Raw genomic sequence first — 16,250 nt, 5'->3', positions numbered from 1 at the left:
ATCGGGGGTACGAGCCTGTGGCTGCGGTCAGCGGCCCTTCAGTTCCACCTCGCGGACGATGCTCGCCGCCAGCAGCGCGAGCAGGGCGACCTCCACGACAGACACCGCGAACAGCAACCGGGGCAGTTCGCCGTTGATCCAGGCGGCGATCACGCCGACCAGCGGAGCCAGGCAGAACGCCATCAGGTCGACCAGGAGCTGAGTCAGCTTGCGCCGGGCCCGGCCGGGCCCGGCGCGGTGGGCCGTCTCCCAGCCGAAGACGGAGACGTCATCTCCGGCCAGCGTGGTGAGCCGGGGGCCGAGCTGCTCTCGGATGTAGCGGCCGATGTCGGAGATCTTCTGGTCATTGGCCAGGTAGGTCCATCCCAGCAGAAAGGTGACCGGCGGCAGCAGGAGCAGGTAACCGGGTCGCCCGCCGGCCTGGATCATCGCGGCGATGACGGCCGCCATCGAGGCCAGCGTCACGTAGATCAGGTTGTCACGCATGCCGATCCGGACTTTCTGTTCCTCCTTGAGCCGCTCGTATTCGACGGTCAGCAGTGCGCTGATCCGCGAGTCGTCCTTGGCCACAGAGCCTCCACTGTCAAGAGGAACACCGGGCTTCATTGTGCAAAATATCGTCCACGATGCTCATCGGGGAGTATGCGTACGATCACGATGTGCGCCGATCGTCGCCAACAGACCGGAGGTTTGCGTGATACACGGTGTCCGTGACGGCCAGGTCTTCTCCAAGCATCACATTCCGGCGGATCAGCTCGCCGAGCTGTGCTCCGGTGGTGGTGGCGGCGCGACGATACGGACGCTCTGGACAGCTCAGCGCAGTCGGCGGCTGCTACTGCTCGACACCTTGCGCAGGACTCTGGACGATCCGGCGGACATGGGGCCGCTGCCCTCGGCGGCCACGGCCTGGGCGGCCTGGGCGGCGGCGGACGAGGCGGCGCCCGAGGCCGTTGCGGCGCTGCTCCTTCATCCCCAGGTGGGTTCGTGGGGCGCGTACATGTTGCGACGCAAGCGGGGCCGGGCGTCCTCCGGCGAGGAACCGTGGGTCGACGCCGGGGCCCTGCACGCGATCGCCCTGATCGCGATGGCCCGGGCGAAGATCTCCTGGCGTACGTCGGTGCCGGTCCGAGACGGGAAGGTGATGCTGCCGACCCTCGGCATGGCAGATCTCGGTGATCGTCGCGGCGCCTCGGTAGCGCAAGCTTGGTGCACCTTCGGCGAGATCAGCCTTCGCCTGGGCGATCGTACGGTCCTCGTGCCGGCGGACCCCTCGGCGGAGGCGGACGGTTGGTGGCCGCTGCGCCGACTGCACGTCGGCGGCGATCCCGCTCTGTCCGTCTACCTGGACGACATCGATCCGTTCCGCGAGCTGGCCGACCCGGTCCCACCCGACCGGCTCGACGCCGCCGCGCTGGCCCGTTGGCAGACGCTGCTGGAAGGCGCGTGGGCGGTTCTGTGCCGCAACCAGCCCGAGAACGCGCGGGCGTTCGCCGCCGGTGTCGTCAGTATCGTCCCGCTCCCACCCGACGAGTTCGGCACCACCCGCAGCGCTTCCACCGGCGAGGCGTTCGCGAGCATGATGATCTCGCCGCCGGTCGACGAGATCGACCTCGCCGTGTCGCTGGTGCACGAGTTCCAGCACATCAAGCTCGGGGGCTTGCTTCACCTGCTGCCGTTGATCTCCGAGGAGGGCGAGGCGGTCCATCATGCGCCGTGGCGCGAGGATCCTCGGCCTCTGGGAGGCTTGATCCAAGGCGTATATGCCTTCTTCGGCATATCCGATTTCTGGCGTGTATACCGGTATGGAGTTGACGGACTCTATCGGCGAATCGCCGACTTCGAGTTCGCGTACGCCCGCGAGCAGGTACGCGAAGTGCTGTCCACCCTCCGCGCCGCGGAAGGCCTGACAGCCGTCGGCCGGCAACTCGTCGCCGGCCTCTCGGACCGGGTGCACTCATGGCGAGACGAGCTGGTGGAACCGGTGGCCACCGAGTCCGCCTCGATCGTCTGCGCCTCGCACCGGGCCGAGTGGCGGCTGCGGCACGTACATCCGGACGCCGACCAGGTGCGGTCGCTGGCCGCGGCCTGGCAGGCCGACGAGAACGCCGACCGGGGACCGCTGTCCGCCGCCGTCGTGCCGGCCTCGGCGACCGTCCGGTGGTCGCTGGTGTGGCAGCAACTGGCCCGCGATCACCTGGTCGGGCGCACCGGCCGGTCCGCCGACGCGGCCTCGGACCTGGCATTGCTGTCCGGGGATCGGGAGGCGGCCGGCGAGGGCTACCGGCACGCCATCGCCACCGCTCCCGGCGATCCGCACGCATGGGCGGGCCTGAGCCTGGCCATCACGGAGGAGCCGCTGCGCTCGCGCCCCGAGTGGGTTCACGCGGTCTGCGCGGCGCTCCGGGACGAGCGGATCGAGGCCGATCCGGTCGCTGTGTCCCGCCGGCTCAGCGTTCTCGTGCCCTCACTGGCCGCGCCAGTTGGCACGGAGGATGCGTTCGACCTCGACGAAGTCCGGTGAACTCGCCCCCAGGGTCAGCCTCAGCGCCGAGAGGAGGATGTCAAGGCCCTCGGGATAGCGCTGGAGCGTGTTGACCGTCTGAATGATGTGCAGGCGGCCCAGCGAGTTCTCCGGGACTTGCACCCGGATCGCCGCGGGCAGCTGATCCAGCACGGCCCGGCGGTGTACTTCGTCCCGCATGACCGGCAGCTCGGCGAGGACGTCCGCGATCGCGTTCAACGGGTCCAGACCTTCCGCGTGGATGCGCTCCCGGCGGGGGCCGAACGGCTCGCACCGGGCGAGGACGGCACGCAGATAAGCGGCGGCCGCCAGCGACGCGTACGGATGCCAGAGGTCGTTCTTCGTCGCATCGTCGCCGTGGTCGGCGACACCACGGACCATGTACCACGGACGGCCGCCGAGGTGTGATCCGATCGCCAATCCGGCGCCTTCCATCTCGAAGGCCAGGAGCCGATGCTCACGGGCCAGACCGTCGCGGAACACCCGGTCGCGCAGGAGCAGATCCGCGCTGCCCACCCGACCACGGTGGACGCGCGGCCCGCCGCTCGGTGTGGGTGCCCGGAACATTTCACCGGCAGCCTCCAGCGTCGGCAGCCACGGTGGCCGGCCCCGCATCTCGTCGGCCTCCACCTCGTGGTCGGCGTTCATCCACACCGCCCCGGGCGGTTGGACGGCCCCGCGAAGGACGCTGTTTCCATCGACGCGACGTTCGTGCCGATAGTCGATGACCTCGGTGGCCACGACGACATCGCCGAGCGCGACGTTCCGGGCGGAGTCGGCCGAGGGAACGCCGGCCGCGATGCCACACATCACGAAGGCGCCGAGACCCTGGAAAGTGTGTGGCATATGGCCGCAGAGCCATGCCGCGTCCCTGGTGCCGTCACCGGTCTGCTGGGCGACAACGATCACATGCGGGTCATCGGGGTTGAGGCTCGGCAGCGTTCCGAGATGGTACGGGTGAGAGTCCCCCGGAAATCGAACCGCGGCGACGTCGTCCAACACATGCTGAAGCGCGAGGGTCTCGATCGTGATAGCCGTGATGATCCCGATACCGACCTGCGACGGATCTTCTCGTTTCGGCCCGGTGATGCCCGATGATTTCCCGGTGCGAATGACCACGTCGGTCAGACTGACACGCGGCCAGCACGAAGTACAGGCGGTCAGACTCCTTGCGAGCGATTCGGCTTCCGTATGAGATAGTGACGGTGGCATATTTCTGCCCGGCGCTCGGAATCAAGGAGGAATCGCCCAGTGGATCTCTCTCCGGCCGATGTCGAGACCGATCTGATCGATCTTTCCGAGGTCTCCCTGGCGACGTTGTACCGGTGCGACCATGCCGCCCTGGAAGATTCCGTGGAACGCCTGCTCGCCCAGGTGGACCGACCACGCTCCAACCTGGGTGGCACGGGACCTCCCGGGCGCGTCGACTGAGTCGGACAGCCCGAGGATCAGTCCGGTCGAGGCCCGGCCCCTCAGAGCCGGATCACCTCTCAGAGCGGCATCGGGTCGACGTCGCAGTCCGCCCGGATGCTCCGTAAAGCGTTGAGGGTGGCGGGATGCTGCTCACCGAGCTTGGACCGAAGCCGTGACATCGTGTCAGCCAGGATCCTGTTGCCCTCGTTGCTTCGGTCCAGGGCGCGGAGATCCAACCCTAGGTTGATCCCGACGGCGAGCGTCGAGGGGTGGTCCCTTCCCAGCACTCGCTCCGAACGGGTCAGCGTGTCGGTGTCCCGTTCGTACGCCTCCCGGATCCGGCCGAGAGCATAGAGATCGCTGGCCAGGTTGGTCGCACAGGTCAGGGTTACCGGATGGTCCACGTCTAGCGTGTCCTCCAGAACCTGCCATGCCTCGCTGTCGTGCTCGAAAGCGGTTTCGGCGTCGCCGCTGAGACGAATGACGATGGCGAGATTGGTGCGCGCGCTGACCGTGTACACGTGGCGTGGACCGAACATGCGCTGATACCGCTCGAAGGTGGCCGTGGCGAGGTCCATCGCGGCGTCGAGTTCGCCCGCCTGCCGGAGGTCGATGGCGTAGTTGACCGCGGTGGCGATGGTGTCGGGGAAATCCTCGTCGTAGCGCCGACGATAACGTTCGAGCGTGTCCGCGGCCAGCCGCATGGCTCGTTTGTGATCGCCGGCCTTACGCAGTGAGATGGCGAGATACCGTGCGGCCTGCAGCGTCGCCGGAGCGTCCTGATCGAAGGTGGCCAGGATACGGCGGTACAGGGCCTCGAAACGGTGGGCCGTCTCGAGGAACGCGCCGTTCTCCCGGAGGTCGATCAACAGGGCGGCGTGGGTGTTGAAGGTGGCCTCGTGGTCGATGCCGAGAACCACCTCGCGACGCCGGAGAGTGTCGGCGTCCAGCTCCGCCGCACGTTCGAACTCACCGGTGAACCGCAGGCTCACACCCAGGTTGTGGGCGAAGTTCAACGTATCGGGGTCGTCCTCACCGAATTCGCGCTTGGCGGCGGCGAGAACCCTCGCGTCAAGATCTCGGGAGGCTTTGAAATCGCCGCTCGTACGCAGGTCGTTCGACACCATCGACATCGAGTCGATGGTGCCTTCCTCCTGCTCGCCGAAGTGCTCCTCGTAGAGGGCCAGGGTCTGCTTGTTGAGCTCGCGAGCCTGCGCGTATTTTCCATTCTTCCACCGCGTGAAACCGAGCCACTTCGCCATCTTCAGAGTCTGCGGAGCGGCCGGGCCGTTGGTCTTGCGCCACCACTCCAGCGCTTCCTCGGCGAGGGCTTCGCTTCCGGCGTGATCGCCCCAGTAATACAGGAACTGGACGACCCCGTCGACCAACTGCTGCACGCGCGGGTCAGGTGACTCAACCGCCCGGGACACGGCCACGTGGGGCTGCAGTGCCTGATAGAGCCGCCAGTCGGCGCGCCGGCTCGGGTTGCTCGGCTTGTTGTTCGCCAGCAGGGTGTGGGCGCCGCGGCGCATTACGGCACGCTCGTCCGGCGACATCCGTCCGATGAGGACAGCCTGGACGAGCCGGTGGATCTGCAGGGCGTTCCGGGCGTGGTCGATCTTGGCAAGGGCGTACCGCTGGATGTCGCGGATCGCGCGGCTGACCCGGAAGTTGTCGCTCAGGGTGGCGTCCAGCTCCGCGGTGATCGGCGCGACCGGCGAACCCGCGAAGAGATCTCGCGAAATCGGCTCGGGCGCGAAGAACGAGCAGATCTGCAGCAATTGCAGAGCGGCCGGGTTCACGGCCGCGAGCTTCTCCAGCGAGAGGGCGAAAGCCGCGGCCACCGAGGACGGGTAGTCCGGCGAGGGCGACGCGTCGAGCACCTCGATCCGCTTCTCTTCCAGCAGCGCGAGATATTCACCGACAGGCATGCCCGTGGCAGTCCGCCAGGCCGCGGCCTGCTCGATGGCGAGCGGCAGGTCTCCGAGCGCCTCGGCCAGCCGCTCCGCGTCCTCGCCGGAGAGCTCCGGGTTCCGGCTCGACAGGAAGGCCTTGCTCTCCTCACGGGTGAAAATGTCGACCTCGGTGGAGCGGGTGACGCGCGACCAGTCGAGATCGCGGGACGTCACCAGGACCTTGCCCGCGCCACCGGTCGGGAAGTGCTTCATCACGTCCCGCGGCGCCTCGGCGTTGTCGAAGATGAGGAGCCAGTTGCGATAGCCGGTGGCGCCCGTGCTCAAGGCCTCTCGCACCGCCGGCACCGCCGTGTTGGCCTCCGGGCTCACGTCCAGTTTCAAGCGGAGCGCCAGTTGGGTGAGAGACGTCAGGATCTGGCTTTCCTGCTCCGCCGGGATCCACCAGATGAGGTCGTATTTAGCGCTGTGACGGTGGACGTACTCGATCGCGACCTGCGATTTTCCGACCCCGCCCATGCCGTGCAGCGCTTGGGGCAGCACCGCGGTCTGATGCGTCCGAGACAGCTTCTCGTGCACGTCTTGGAGCAGCGCCTCACGCCCGGTGAAGTTCGGGTTGCGCTGCGGGACGTCGCCCCAGACCTTGGGGAGCGACTCCGTCGGCTTCGGCGGGGCGACGGGAGGCATCGCATCTCCTAAGGGGCTCGCGTCGCTGTCAGGGTCCGCCCTCATTATGTCAATCGCCTCGACAATGTCCGTAAAATCTGTATTATCCGATATGACCCGAACGGTATCAGCTCTGGCGTCGGAGTCTTGCACCGGGTACTGAGGCGCCTCTGTTGAGGATTCCTGCAGATCGGGCCTGGCATCGGAGCTGGCTGGCGGGTTTTGTCCGGCATCCGAGGGGACCGACCTTAGTCCGAGCGAGTCGTCCAGTTCTAGGCGTTCCGCCAAACCGGCCGCCCAATGGTCTAGCTCAACCTGGAGCGGACCGGTCGTCGAACGGGCCACATGGCGCACCAGCAGCAGTGCCGACGGCACGTCTTCCTGCCGAGCAGACCGGGCGCTGAGGTGGTCGAACGCGGCACAGAGCGAGCCGGTTCGCACTGGTGGATCAATCACGTCCTGTGCAAGACCGTGACGCCACCACCCCGAGTCCAGATGGTCCGTCTCGGACTCGGCTCGGCTCAGCAGGTCGTGAATCCGACGAATCTCAGCCTCCGGCATCAGGCTTTGGAGGGATGCCGCCCTGATCAACTGGACGATCCGCTTACTCCCCCGTGCGTCCGGAGCCATCGTCCGGAGGGCGTCGCTGAGGGCACGCAGACCTCCGCGCTGCTCGAGGCAGGTCAGAACGATCTGGACGACATGCAGTCTGACCTCATGGTTCTCCGGCACGTCCGGAAAACCGTCGACCGCACCGCGAATCAACTGCAGAAGGAGGCGCCGGTCCGCCACGGCGCTCATAAAGGGAATGTCCATCAACGCCGTTATCAGCGCATCCCTCAGTTCGGTGGCAGGATCTTTCTTGATCGAACCCCGCGGCACCGATCTCCCCCATCGTCGAAATCGAACCATGATCAGACATTGACGCGGACTTTATCCATCATGCACCCGCCCGAGCACGAAAGGAACGCCGCGCATCGGCCAACCAGCCTTTCGCGGACCGTCCCCGCGCTCTCGGTCGGCGGCGCTGGGGGGGGACAGGCGGAGGTTGCGCCGGCCTGCGCCGGCTCAATCCTGGGCGCCGTCGCCGTCGGGTGAGCAACGTTGCGTATCGATATAGGATCACGGCGTGCCGCCCCAGCCCGCCCGCCGCAGCGAGCGCTCGCGCCGTGCCATCCTGGCCGCGACCCAGGAGCTTCTGACCGAGAGCGGCTACGCCGGTCTCACCATCGAGTCGATCGCCGCCCGGGCCGGCGTGGGCAAGCAGACGATCTATCGCTGGTGGCGGGGCAAGGGTGCGGTGGTGCTGGAGGCTATCGCCGAGCACCTGCCCGAGGCGACCGCCCTGCCCGACACCGGCGACCTGCGTGCCGACCTGCGCGGGGTGGTCCGGGCCACGGTCGCCGAGTTCGCCGACACGGGCGCCTCCGCCGTCACCCGCACGCTGACCGTCGAGATTCTCGTCGACGACGAGCTGGCCGGTGAGGTCCGTGACCGGCTGCTGCGTCCCCGGCTGGAAGGGGTCCGGGCCCGGCTCGAAGCGGCGCGGGCGGCCGGTCAGGTGCGCGCCGACGCGCCGCTGGATCAGGTGGTGGAGCTGGTGTTCGGGCCGGTGTATCACCGCTGGCTGCTGCGGACCAGCCCGTTCACCGAGTCCTACGCCGACGCTCTCGCCAAGCTGGTGATGACCGCCGTCACGCCGGCCGGCCGGTGACCCCGCCGATCCATTGTCGAGCGTGGCAGGATCAGCACGATGGGGGCATCTCTGTTCGCGGTCAGTGACCTGCACGTCTCGTACCCGGAGAATCGCCGCGTCGTCGACCGCCTGCGACCGCAGTCCGAGCAGGACTGGCTGATCGTCGCCGGTGACGTCGGCGAGATCTTCGCGGAGGTGGAGGCGACGCTGCGAGCGCTGCGCGACCGGTTCCGCACGGTGATCTGGACGCCGGGCAACCACGAGCTGTGGACCCACCCGTCCGACCCGATGACGCTGCGCGGCGAGGCCCGCTACCGCACGCTGGTGACGATGTGCCGGGACATCGGCGTGCTGACGCCGGAGGATCCCTTCGCGCGCTGGGAGGGCGAGGGCGGTCCGGTCACGGTCGCTCCGCTCTTCCAGCTGTACGACTACTCGTTCCGGGCTCCGGGGACTCGGGACAAGGCCGAGTCGCTGCGCAAGGCCTACGCCGCCGGGGTGGTGTGCAGTGACGAGATGCTGCTGCACCCGGACCCGTACCCGGACCGGGAGTCGTGGTGCTGGAACCGGATCGCCGAGTGCGAACGGCGGCTGGCGCAGATCGACCCGGATGTCCCGACCGTCCTGGTCAGCCACTGGCCGCTGGTGCGGCAGCCGACCGACGTGCTGTGGTACCCCGAGTTCGCCCAGTGGTGCGGGACGGAGCGCACCGCCGACTGGCACGTCCGGTTCCGTGCCGCCGTCGCCGTCTACGGCCACCTGCACATTCCTCGCACCACCGAGTACGACGGGGTGCGCTTCGAGGAGGTGTCGCTGGGTTATCCGCGGGAGTGGGGCCGGCGGGGCGGCGAGCCGAACCCGATGCGCCGGATTCTCGGGGGCTGAGGCGGGGCTCCGGCGCCCGGGCGCGCCGGGCCCCGCCGGCCGGTCTCTCGAGGTCACTCCGCGACGCGGGTGCGCCCCGTCCACGGGAAGACATCCGGAACGGCGGGATCGAGGGGCTCGACATGCTCGTAGCCGCCGTAGTACGGCACCTTGACCTTCCGCACGTCGCCGCTGACGTGGTGGATGCGCAGCTCCGGCGGGAAGTCCGCCGGCCCGCCCGTGCCCGGCGGCGGCCTGCCTCGACGGCGGTACGCCCAGGCGTACGAGGAGTTACGTGACCGGTCGGACGAGGTGCTGGCCGCCACCGGATCCCGGCCGGCGGTGTTCCTGGCGACGCTGGGCCCGGTCGCCTAGCACGCGGCCCGGGCCGCTTTCGCGCAGAATCTGTTCGCCGCCGGCGGCATCGCGACGGTGACCAGCGGGACCAGTGTGGACTCCGGTGAGATCGCGGCGGCGTTCGCCGGGTCCGGCTGCCGCAGCGTCTGCCTGACCTCCAGCGACATGTTGTACGAGCAGCACGCGACCGCGGTCACGGCGGCGCTGCGAGCCGCCGGCGCCGCCCGGATCTGGCTGGCCGGAAGTTTCTCAGCCGGCACGGACGGGCTGCTGCGGGCCGGCTGCGACGCGCTCGACGTCCTGCACAAGACCTATCAGGATCTGGGGTTGGCTGATGGCTGAACCGCCTGTTCCCTCGTTCGCCGACGTCGCGTTCCGGCGGCCCGAGCAGGCCGGCCTTCCGGGGCCGGCGCCGCGGCGGACCCCGGAGGGCATCGTCGTCAAGGGCCGCTACGACGAGCACGACGTGGCCGGCCTGGGGGTTTCCCGGAGACCTTGCCGGGCGTCGCGCCGTTCCTGCGCGGCCCCTGTCCGGCCATGTACATCACCCAGCCGTGGACGGTCCGGCAGTACGCCGGCTTCTCCACCGCCGAGCAGTCCAACGCCTTCTACCGGCGCAATCTGGCGGCCGGTCAGAACGGTCTGTCGGTGGCGTTCGACCTGCCCACCCATCGCGGTTACGACAGCGATCATCCGTGGGTGACCGGTGACGTCGGCATGGCCGGCATCGCCATCGACTCCATTCTCGACATGCCCCAGTTGTTCGAGGGCGTCCCGCTGGACCGGATGAGCGTCTCGATGACCATGAACGGGGCGGTGCTGCCGATTCTGGCGCTCTACATCGTCGCCGCCGGGGAGCAGGGGGTGGCGCCGGAGAAGCTGGGCGGCACTATCCAGAACGACATCCTCAAGGAGTTCATGGTCCGCAGCACCTACATCTATCCGCCGGAACCGTCGATGCGGATCATCTCCGACGTCTTCGCCTTCACGGCGGCCCGGATGCCGAAGTTCAACTCGATCTCGGTCTCCGGCTATCACATGCACGAATCGGGGGCGACCGCCGATCTCGAACTGGCCTACACGCTGGCGAACGGCCTGGAGTACATCCGGGCCGGGCTGGCGGCGGGGCTTGACGTCGACGCGTTCGTACCCCGGCTCTCGTTCTTCTGGGCCACCGGCGCCGACTTCTTCATGGAGGTCGCCAAGCTGCGCGCGGCCCGGCTGCTGTGGGCGAAACTGGTCCGCGGCTTCCCAGGCGGAGGCCGGGACCACGCGGCGAACGCTCCTGGATCGGCCGGGCGGTGACCCTGGTGGAGTCGGCGCACCCGGATCACCGCCCGGCGGCCCGCCGTCTGGTGGCCGCGCTCCAGCCGCACGCGGGTGCGGCCCGCCGGGTCGGTGTCAGCGGTGTGCCGGGCGCCGGCAAGTCGACGCTGATCGACGCCCTCGGCTCGGATCTGACCGCGGCCGGTCACCGGGTGGCGGTGCTGGCGGTGGACCCGTCGTCGGCGCGGACCGGTGGCGGCGTGCTCGGTGACCGTACCCGGATGTCGCGTCTGTCCGCCGATCCGGCGGCGTTCGTCCGGCCTTCGCCGACGACCGGAACGCTGGGTGGGGTGACCCGCGCCGCGCGGGAGGCGATCGTCGTGCTGGAGGCGGCGGGCTACGACGTGGTGCTGGTGGAGACGGTCGGTGTCGGGCAGTCCGAGATCGCACCGGCCGGCCACCGGCCCGCGCCGGTGCTGACGTGCGGCGCCCGCGAGCACAGCGGGCTGGACGCGCTGTGGAAGCGGACCGTCGAGCACGGCGGCAAGCCGGGTGACGGCGCCGGTGCGGCGCGCCGCAGCCGCCAGCAGGTGGACTGGATGTGGGCGCTGGCCCGGGCCCGGATCGTCGAGCGGTTCGAGTCCGACCCGCGCGTGCGCCGCCTAACCGATCGTCTCGCGGACGAGGTCGGCGCGGGTCGGCTGACGCCCGGCCCGGCCGCTGACGAAATGATCGGCGCTTTCCTCGGGGAATCGTTCTGAACGCCCGAGCCCGGCCGCACGATGATCGCTTCCAGGAGGGAGGGAACCGCCTTCCGCGCTTTCCGTTAATGGCCTTCCGGCATGATCCACGACCGCCCCTGTGGAACCCTCGGAGGCTACTTCGTGAAGGTTCGAAAAACAGCGTACTCGGCTATCTTCATACACAGTGGACGAGGTAGCATGGCACCATTACCGGGCATGGCCACGGCCCTGTGGCCGATGCGTCGTCCAGACCTCCGCCAACCGCCCCTGAGCTGGGCTTTCATTGGCTGCCCGAAAGATTCCGACGGGACGGAAGACAACCATGAACAAGCGACGCGGTGAATACGCCGGACAGCTGCCGAAAGCGAAGTCGGGCCGAGGCGCGCACAGCGCTTCCCTGGAAGGCCGAATGACTCGGCAAGACGAGGCCAAACGACGTCAGCAAATCATTGCCGAGATGATGGCAAAGCGTCTCCGCGGCTCCAAGAAATCGAAGGAGGATTCCAACGAGGACGCCTCCGCCGATTGATCAATGAATGACTGGAAATGGCCCCCACCCGCTCCGGGTGGGGGGCCATTTCCGTATCGAGAGCCGACGGGGGGAGACGGCGCCCGATATCAGCGGGGGGCGGTGAACCGTCCCCCATGCATCTCGGCACGGTCCCCGGTGAACCGCTCGTTCATCATCCGGTCGTGCGAAACGATCACCAGCGCGCCCTGGTACTCGGCGAGGGCCACTTCCAGGTCCTCGACCAGGCCGGGCGACAGGTGGTTCGTCGGCTCGTCGAGCAGCAGCACGTCCGCCGGCATGCGCAGCAGGCGGGCCAGCGCGAGCCGGCGACGCTGCCCGATCGAGAGACCGGCCGCCGGGGTGTCCAGGTCCTCCGGCCGGAACAGCCCCAGTGACAGCAGCGCCTCCCGGTGCTCCGCCGCCGGGCCCGGCATCGACGCCGCGAACGCCCCGAGCAGGGTCTGCCCGGGCCGGGCCTCGGCCAGTTCCTGCGGCAGCCAGCCGATCCTCGAGCCGTGCCGGCGGACGGTCCCCCGGTCCGGGCGCAGGTCACCGGCGAGAACCCGCAGCAGCGTGCTCTTCCCGGCGCCGTTGGCCCCGGTGATCAGCAGGCGGGTGCCCGGTTTCAGGGTCAGCCGGTCGATCTCCAGCCGGCCCCGAACCTCGACACCCTCGGCCTCGATCAGCACCGCCGACTTCGCCGACGTGGCCGTGGCCGCCCGGCCGGTGAACCGCAGCGGCTGCGGCGGCGGCAGAACCGCCTCGGCGTGCAGGCGGTTGAGCCGCTCACCGGCGTTGCGGACCCGGCTGGAGATCTGCTTCTCCACGTTGCGCTGGTGGCGCTGGCCACGCTCGGCATCCGGGCGGGGCCCCTCGGCCAGCCGCGCGTTCACCGTCGCGGCCAGTTCCTCCTGCCGCTTGACCTCCTCGCACCAGGCCCGGTACTCCTGCTCCCAGGCCAGCCGCTCGGCGGCCCGCCGGCGCAGGTAGCCGGCGTAGCCGCCGCCGTGCCGGGCGACCGTCTTCCGATCGCCGTCGACCTCCAGCAGCGCCGTGGCGGTCCGCTCCAGGAACACCCGGTCGTGCGAGACCACCAGGACCGTGCCCGGATGCTCCCGCAGACGTTTCTCCAGCCACGTCAGCGCGGCCACGTCCAGGTGGTTGGTCGGCTCGTCGAGCAGCAGCAGCTCGGGCGAGGAGGCGAGGACGCAGGCGAGCGCGAGCCGCGCCTGCTCCCCGCCGGAGAGCGACGCGATCGGACGGTCCCGGGGGATCGCCGCGAGCCCGAGCCCGTGCACCGCGGCGTCCACCCGGGCGTCCGCGGCGTAACCGTCGCGTGCCTCGAACCGTTCCAGCATCTGGCCGTACGCCGTCAGCAGGTCCTCGAGCTCGTCGCCGGTGGCCGTGGCCATCCGCGTCGCGGCGTCGTTGATCGCCGTCTCGAGGTCCCGCAACTCCTTCAGCGCGTGATCGATGGCGCCCTGCACGTCGCCGTCCGCCGGGAGGTCGGGCACCTGCCCGAGATAACCGACGCCGCCCGGCGCCTGCACGGTGATCTCGCCGCTGTCCGGCGCCTCGACGCCGGCCAGCATGCGCAGCAGGGTGGACTTGCCGGAGCCGTTCTCGCCGACGATGCCGATCTTCTCATCGGCCGCCACGGACAGGGTCACGCCGTCGAGCAGCAGGCTGCCGCCCGGGGCCCGGACCACGTCCTTGGCCGTCAGCTGGAACACCCTGCCATAGCTCGGGGTGGACACGGGGCTGGTCAACTCATCGGTCCGCATGGAGGGTCTCCCTCGTTTCGCTGCCTACGAGGCGGAGTTGCCCGTCCGCCTCGCGGGACTGGTCGGTGACCGGGGACTCGTCGTTCTCCGTGGCGCCGTTGTTCTTCGGCGCGACGTTGCGCAGCAGGTAGCCGACCAGCACCGCGGCCAGCAGCAGGATCACCGTGCCGGTGGCCGCGACCGCCTGCAGGCCGTGGGTGAAGGACGCGAACGCGTTGTCGAGCAGGGCCGCGCCGGCCTCGCCCGGCAGCGAACCGAGGACCGCCACCGCGCCCGGAAGCGTCTCCCCGGCGGCGTCCGCCACCTGTGCCGGAACCCCGTCGGTGGCGGGCAGGCCGTCCATCTGCGAGCGGTAGACGGCGGCGCCGATGCTGCCGAGGACCGCGATTCCCAGGGCGCCACCGAGCTCGTTGCCGGTCTCGGACAGCGCCGAGGCGGCTCCGGCACGCTCCGGCGGGGCCGTGGTGACGACCAGGTCGGTGCCGAGAGTCGACACCATGCCGACGCCGACGGACATCACCGCGCTGCCGGTCAGGATGAGCCACAGCGCCGAACCGGCCTCGACCTGGGTGATCACACCGAAGCCGACCGCCGCCAGGACCAGGCCCGCCGCGACGATGTAGGCCGGGCGCACCGCGGCGACCAGCGACGAGGCGATCCCGACGCCGACCATGGTGGCGACCACCGCGGGCAGCGACCACAGCGCCGCGGTGAACGGCTCCAGGCCCTTGACCAGCTGCAGGTACTGCGACATGAACAGCGCGGTGCCGAGCATCACGAACATGACGAGCGTGTTCGCGCCGAGCGAGGCGCTGAACGCCGGGTTACGGAACAGCCGGACATCGAGCATGGCGTGCTCACCGACCTGCCGCCGCACGAACAGGAACCCGATCAGCAGGCCGGCGACGATCGCGGCGGCCGCACCGATGCCGGCACCGTGCCCGGCGATCTCCTTGACGCCGTAGATGATCGACAGGATGGACGCGAGAGCGAGGACCGAGCTGAGCAGGTCGAAACGGCCCGGGTCGGGATTGCGGTACTCCGGCAGCAGGATCGGGGCGACCGCGAGCAGCAGCACCATCACCGGGATGTTGATCAGGAAGACCGCGCCCCACCAGAAGTTCTCCAGCAGCAGGCCGCCGATGATGGGGCCGAGCACGCCACCACCCGCGAAGCCGGCGGTCCAGACGCCGATGGCGGTGGTGCGCTCCTTTTCGTCGTGGAACATGTTGCGGATCAGGGCCAGGGTGGACGGCGCGAGAGTGGCGCCGCCGATGCCCATCGCCGCGCGAGCCAGGATCAGGACGGCGGCGTCGTCGGCGTACGCTGCCGCTGTCGAGGCGACGCCGAAGAGCACGGCCCCGATCAGCAACAACTTTCTCCGGCCGATGCGGTCACCGAGGGCGCCCATGGTGACGAGGAGACCAGCTAACAGGAAGCCGTAGACGTCCATGATCCATAGCAGCTCCGTGCCGCTGGGCGCGAGATCCTCGGTCAGTGCCGGCAGCGCGAAGAAGAAGACCGAGATGTCCATCGACACCAGAAGCGTCGGGAGGACCAGGGCGATCAGGCCGAGCCACTCTCGTCGGCCGGCTTTGACTACGGGGGCGTTCATAGAAAATCAACTCCTTGATGGGTACGCTGTACGCAACGCGTACACCGTACCCCACTGACGATTGGAGAACAAATGTCAACCAACGGCGGCACTGACTCGCGTACGAAGAACGGTCTTGACCTGCTCTGGGCCGAACGCGGCAGGGAGCGGCGCAACAGGCCGGGCCTCTCGATCGACCGGATCGTGGAGGCCGGCATACGGATCGCCGACGCCGAGGGGCTGGAAGGGTTGTCGATGCGGCGGGTCGCGGCCGAGCTGGGTTCGGGGGCGATGTCGCTGTACCGCTACGTGCCGGGCAAGGAGGAGCTGATCGACCTGATGGTCGACTCGGTGACCGGGCAGACCGCGTTCCCGGATCCGCCGCCGCAGGGATGGCGGGCCCGGCTGGAGTGGTCGGCGCGCACTGATTGGGCGCTGTACCGACGGCATCTCTGGTCGCTGCAGATCCTGGCCACCACCCGGCCCCCGCTCGGGCCCAACGTGCTGGCCTCGACCAACTGGGCACTCAGCGCGGTCGACGGGATCGGCCTCAGCGTCCGGCAGATGTCCTGGATCGTGATGATGGTCGCCGGGTACGTGCAGGGAGCGGCCCTGCTGCTGGTGAACGAGAACAGCGCCGAGCGCGACACCGGCTCCACCCGCGAGCAGTGGTGGGCCGCCCAGACCGCTCAGGTGATGGCGCTCATGCAGAGCGGCGCCTTCCCGGTGCTGGCCAAGGTGGCGGCGGAGAGCACCGGTGAGAACGACCTGGACGAGTGGTTCGAGTTCGGGCTGGCCCGGCTGATGGACGGCATCGAGGTGTTCGTGGCGGGCAACGCGCGCCCCGCCCCGGAGCCCCCCAGGTAAGCCCGGTAGGGGTTGCCGTGGGCACCACGTCTGACGCCATCGTTGTTCATGCTGG

Annotated in this window: 16 protein-coding genes; 10 read left to right on the top strand and 6 right to left on the bottom strand. The window is 69.2% G+C overall.

Going from position 1 to position 16,250, the window contains the following annotated elements; translation table 11 throughout:
• Window positions 1-27 precede the first annotated feature (27 nt).
• Window positions 28-570, bottom strand: a complete 543-nt coding sequence (locus tag QLQ12_RS32490) for a hypothetical protein (protein WP_282764366.1) — start codon at window positions 568-570, stop codon at window positions 28-30.
• Between the two features lie 124 nt (window positions 571-694).
• On the opposite strand from QLQ12_RS32490, the gene QLQ12_RS32485 reads away from it, so the two are divergent.
• Window positions 695-2,521: an HEXXH motif domain-containing protein gene (locus QLQ12_RS32485; protein WP_282764365.1), complete on the top strand. Its 1,827-nt coding sequence runs from the start codon at window positions 695-697 to the stop codon at window positions 2,519-2,521.
• Here QLQ12_RS32485 and QLQ12_RS32480 read toward each other — a convergent pair.
• Window positions 2,465-3,733: an effector-associated domain 2-containing protein gene (locus QLQ12_RS32480; RefSeq protein WP_282764364.1), complete on the bottom strand. Its 1,269-nt coding sequence runs from the start codon at window positions 3,731-3,733 to the stop codon at window positions 2,465-2,467. The two genes, QLQ12_RS32485 and QLQ12_RS32480, sit on opposite strands and share 57 nt — an antisense overlap.
• Before the next feature lie 39 nt (window positions 3,734-3,772).
• Here QLQ12_RS32480 and QLQ12_RS32475 point away from each other — a divergent pair, with 39 nt between their 5' ends.
• Window positions 3,773-3,952 carry a hypothetical protein gene (locus QLQ12_RS32475; RefSeq protein WP_282764362.1) on the top strand — a complete coding sequence of 60 codons (180 nt, stop codon included), beginning with the start codon at window positions 3,773-3,775 and terminating at the stop codon, window positions 3,950-3,952.
• 59 nt (window positions 3,953-4,011) lie between these two features.
• Here QLQ12_RS32475 and fxsT read toward each other — a convergent pair whose 3' ends face one another.
• Window positions 4,012-7,395 (bottom strand): FxSxx-COOH system tetratricopeptide repeat protein, encoded by a 3,384-nt coding sequence (gene fxsT, locus QLQ12_RS32470; protein WP_282764361.1) that lies wholly within the window; start codon window positions 7,393-7,395, stop codon window positions 4,012-4,014.
• Between the two features lie 247 nt (window positions 7,396-7,642).
• On the opposite strand from fxsT, the gene QLQ12_RS32465 reads away from it, so the two are divergent.
• A complete protein-coding gene (locus tag QLQ12_RS32465) occupies window positions 7,643-8,227 on the top strand; it encodes a TetR/AcrR family transcriptional regulator (protein ID WP_282764360.1) in 585 nt (194 codons plus the stop codon).
• A gap of 39 nt (window positions 8,228-8,266) precedes the next feature.
• Window positions 8,267-9,094: a metallophosphoesterase family protein gene (locus QLQ12_RS32460; protein WP_282764359.1), complete on the top strand. Its 828-nt coding sequence runs from the start codon at window positions 8,267-8,269 to the stop codon at window positions 9,092-9,094.
• A gap of 53 nt (window positions 9,095-9,147) precedes the next feature.
• On the opposite strand, the gene QLQ12_RS47190 is transcribed toward QLQ12_RS32460, so the two are convergent.
• Window positions 9,148-9,258, bottom strand: a complete 111-nt coding sequence (locus QLQ12_RS47190) for a DUF5988 family protein (RefSeq protein ID WP_407651656.1) — start codon at window positions 9,256-9,258, stop codon at window positions 9,148-9,150.
• Between QLQ12_RS47190 and QLQ12_RS32455 the strand changes: the two genes are divergently transcribed.
• The 5 genes from QLQ12_RS32455 (at window position 9,245) to QLQ12_RS32435 (ending at window position 11,968) form a co-directional block, all read left to right on the top strand.
• On the top strand, window positions 9,245-9,448 hold the full coding sequence (locus tag QLQ12_RS32455; protein ID WP_282764357.1) for a hypothetical protein: 204 nt from the start codon (window positions 9,245-9,247) through the stop codon (window positions 9,446-9,448). The genes QLQ12_RS47190 and QLQ12_RS32455 overlap by 14 nt on opposite strands.
• 57 nt (window positions 9,449-9,505) lie before the next feature.
• Window positions 9,506-9,772 (top strand): hypothetical protein, encoded by a 267-nt coding sequence (locus QLQ12_RS32450; protein WP_282764356.1) that lies wholly within the window; start codon window positions 9,506-9,508, stop codon window positions 9,770-9,772.
• A gap of 195 nt (window positions 9,773-9,967) precedes the next feature.
• Complete coding sequence (locus QLQ12_RS32445) at window positions 9,968-10,735, top strand: methylmalonyl-CoA mutase family protein (protein ID WP_282764354.1); 768 nt, start codon at window positions 9,968-9,970, stop codon at window positions 10,733-10,735.
• Window positions 10,732-11,457 (top strand): P-loop NTPase family protein, encoded by a 726-nt coding sequence (locus QLQ12_RS32440; RefSeq protein WP_282764353.1) that lies wholly within the window; start codon window positions 10,732-10,734, stop codon window positions 11,455-11,457. The genes QLQ12_RS32445 and QLQ12_RS32440 overlap by 4 nt, the downstream gene beginning before the upstream one ends.
• 304 nt (window positions 11,458-11,761) lie before the next feature.
• The gene (locus tag QLQ12_RS32435) at window positions 11,762-11,968 is read left to right on the top strand and encodes a hypothetical protein (protein ID WP_282764352.1); all 207 of its coding nucleotides are present in this window, start codon (window positions 11,762-11,764) and stop codon (window positions 11,966-11,968) included.
• A gap of 89 nt (window positions 11,969-12,057) precedes the next feature.
• Here the strand turns inward: QLQ12_RS32435 and abc-f are convergent, their stop codons facing one another.
• Together abc-f and QLQ12_RS32425 are read right to left on the bottom strand one after the other, a co-directional pair.
• Complete coding sequence (gene abc-f, locus QLQ12_RS32430; protein WP_282764351.1) at window positions 12,058-13,734, bottom strand: ribosomal protection-like ABC-F family protein; 1,677 nt, start codon at window positions 13,732-13,734, stop codon at window positions 12,058-12,060.
• Window positions 13,721-15,349: an MFS transporter gene (locus QLQ12_RS32425; protein ID WP_282764350.1), complete on the bottom strand. Its 1,629-nt coding sequence runs from the start codon at window positions 15,347-15,349 to the stop codon at window positions 13,721-13,723. Before QLQ12_RS32425 ends, abc-f begins: the two co-directional genes overlap by 14 nt.
• Window positions 15,350-15,421: 72 nt before the next feature.
• On the opposite strand from QLQ12_RS32425, the gene QLQ12_RS32420 reads away from it, so the two are divergent.
• Window positions 15,422-16,195: a TetR/AcrR family transcriptional regulator gene (locus QLQ12_RS32420; RefSeq protein ID WP_282764349.1), complete on the top strand. Its 774-nt coding sequence runs from the start codon at window positions 15,422-15,424 to the stop codon at window positions 16,193-16,195.
• Window positions 16,196-16,250 lie beyond the last annotated feature (55 nt).

Source organism: Actinoplanes sandaracinus (assembly GCF_030009775.1).
Taxonomy (GTDB): domain Bacteria; phylum Actinomycetota; class Actinomycetes; order Mycobacteriales; family Micromonosporaceae; genus Actinoplanes; species Actinoplanes sandaracinus.
This window is presented reverse-complemented; position numbering and strand designations above follow the sequence as displayed.

Excerpts from the sequence above, each read along its gene's own strand:
- QLQ12_RS32435 (WP_282764352.1), top strand. The coding sequence starts at position 11,762 with ATGAACAAGCGACGCGGTGAATACGCCGGACAGCTGCCGAAAGCGAAG.
- abc-f (WP_282764351.1), bottom strand. The coding sequence starts at position 13,734 with ATGCGGACCGATGAGTTGACCAGCCCCGTGTCCACCCCGAGCTATGGC.
- QLQ12_RS32425 (WP_282764350.1), bottom strand. The coding sequence starts at position 15,349 with ATGAACGCCCCCGTAGTCAAAGCCGGCCGACGAGAGTGGCTCGGCCTG.
- QLQ12_RS32480 (WP_282764364.1), bottom strand. The coding sequence starts at position 3,733 with ATGCCACCGTCACTATCTCATACGGAAGCCGAATCGCTCGCAAGGAGT.
- QLQ12_RS32445 (WP_282764354.1), top strand. The coding sequence starts at position 9,968 with ATGTACATCACCCAGCCGTGGACGGTCCGGCAGTACGCCGGCTTCTCC.
- QLQ12_RS32460 (WP_282764359.1), top strand. The coding sequence starts at position 8,267 with ATGGGGGCATCTCTGTTCGCGGTCAGTGACCTGCACGTCTCGTACCCG.
- QLQ12_RS32420 (WP_282764349.1), top strand. The coding sequence starts at position 15,422 with ATGTCAACCAACGGCGGCACTGACTCGCGTACGAAGAACGGTCTTGAC.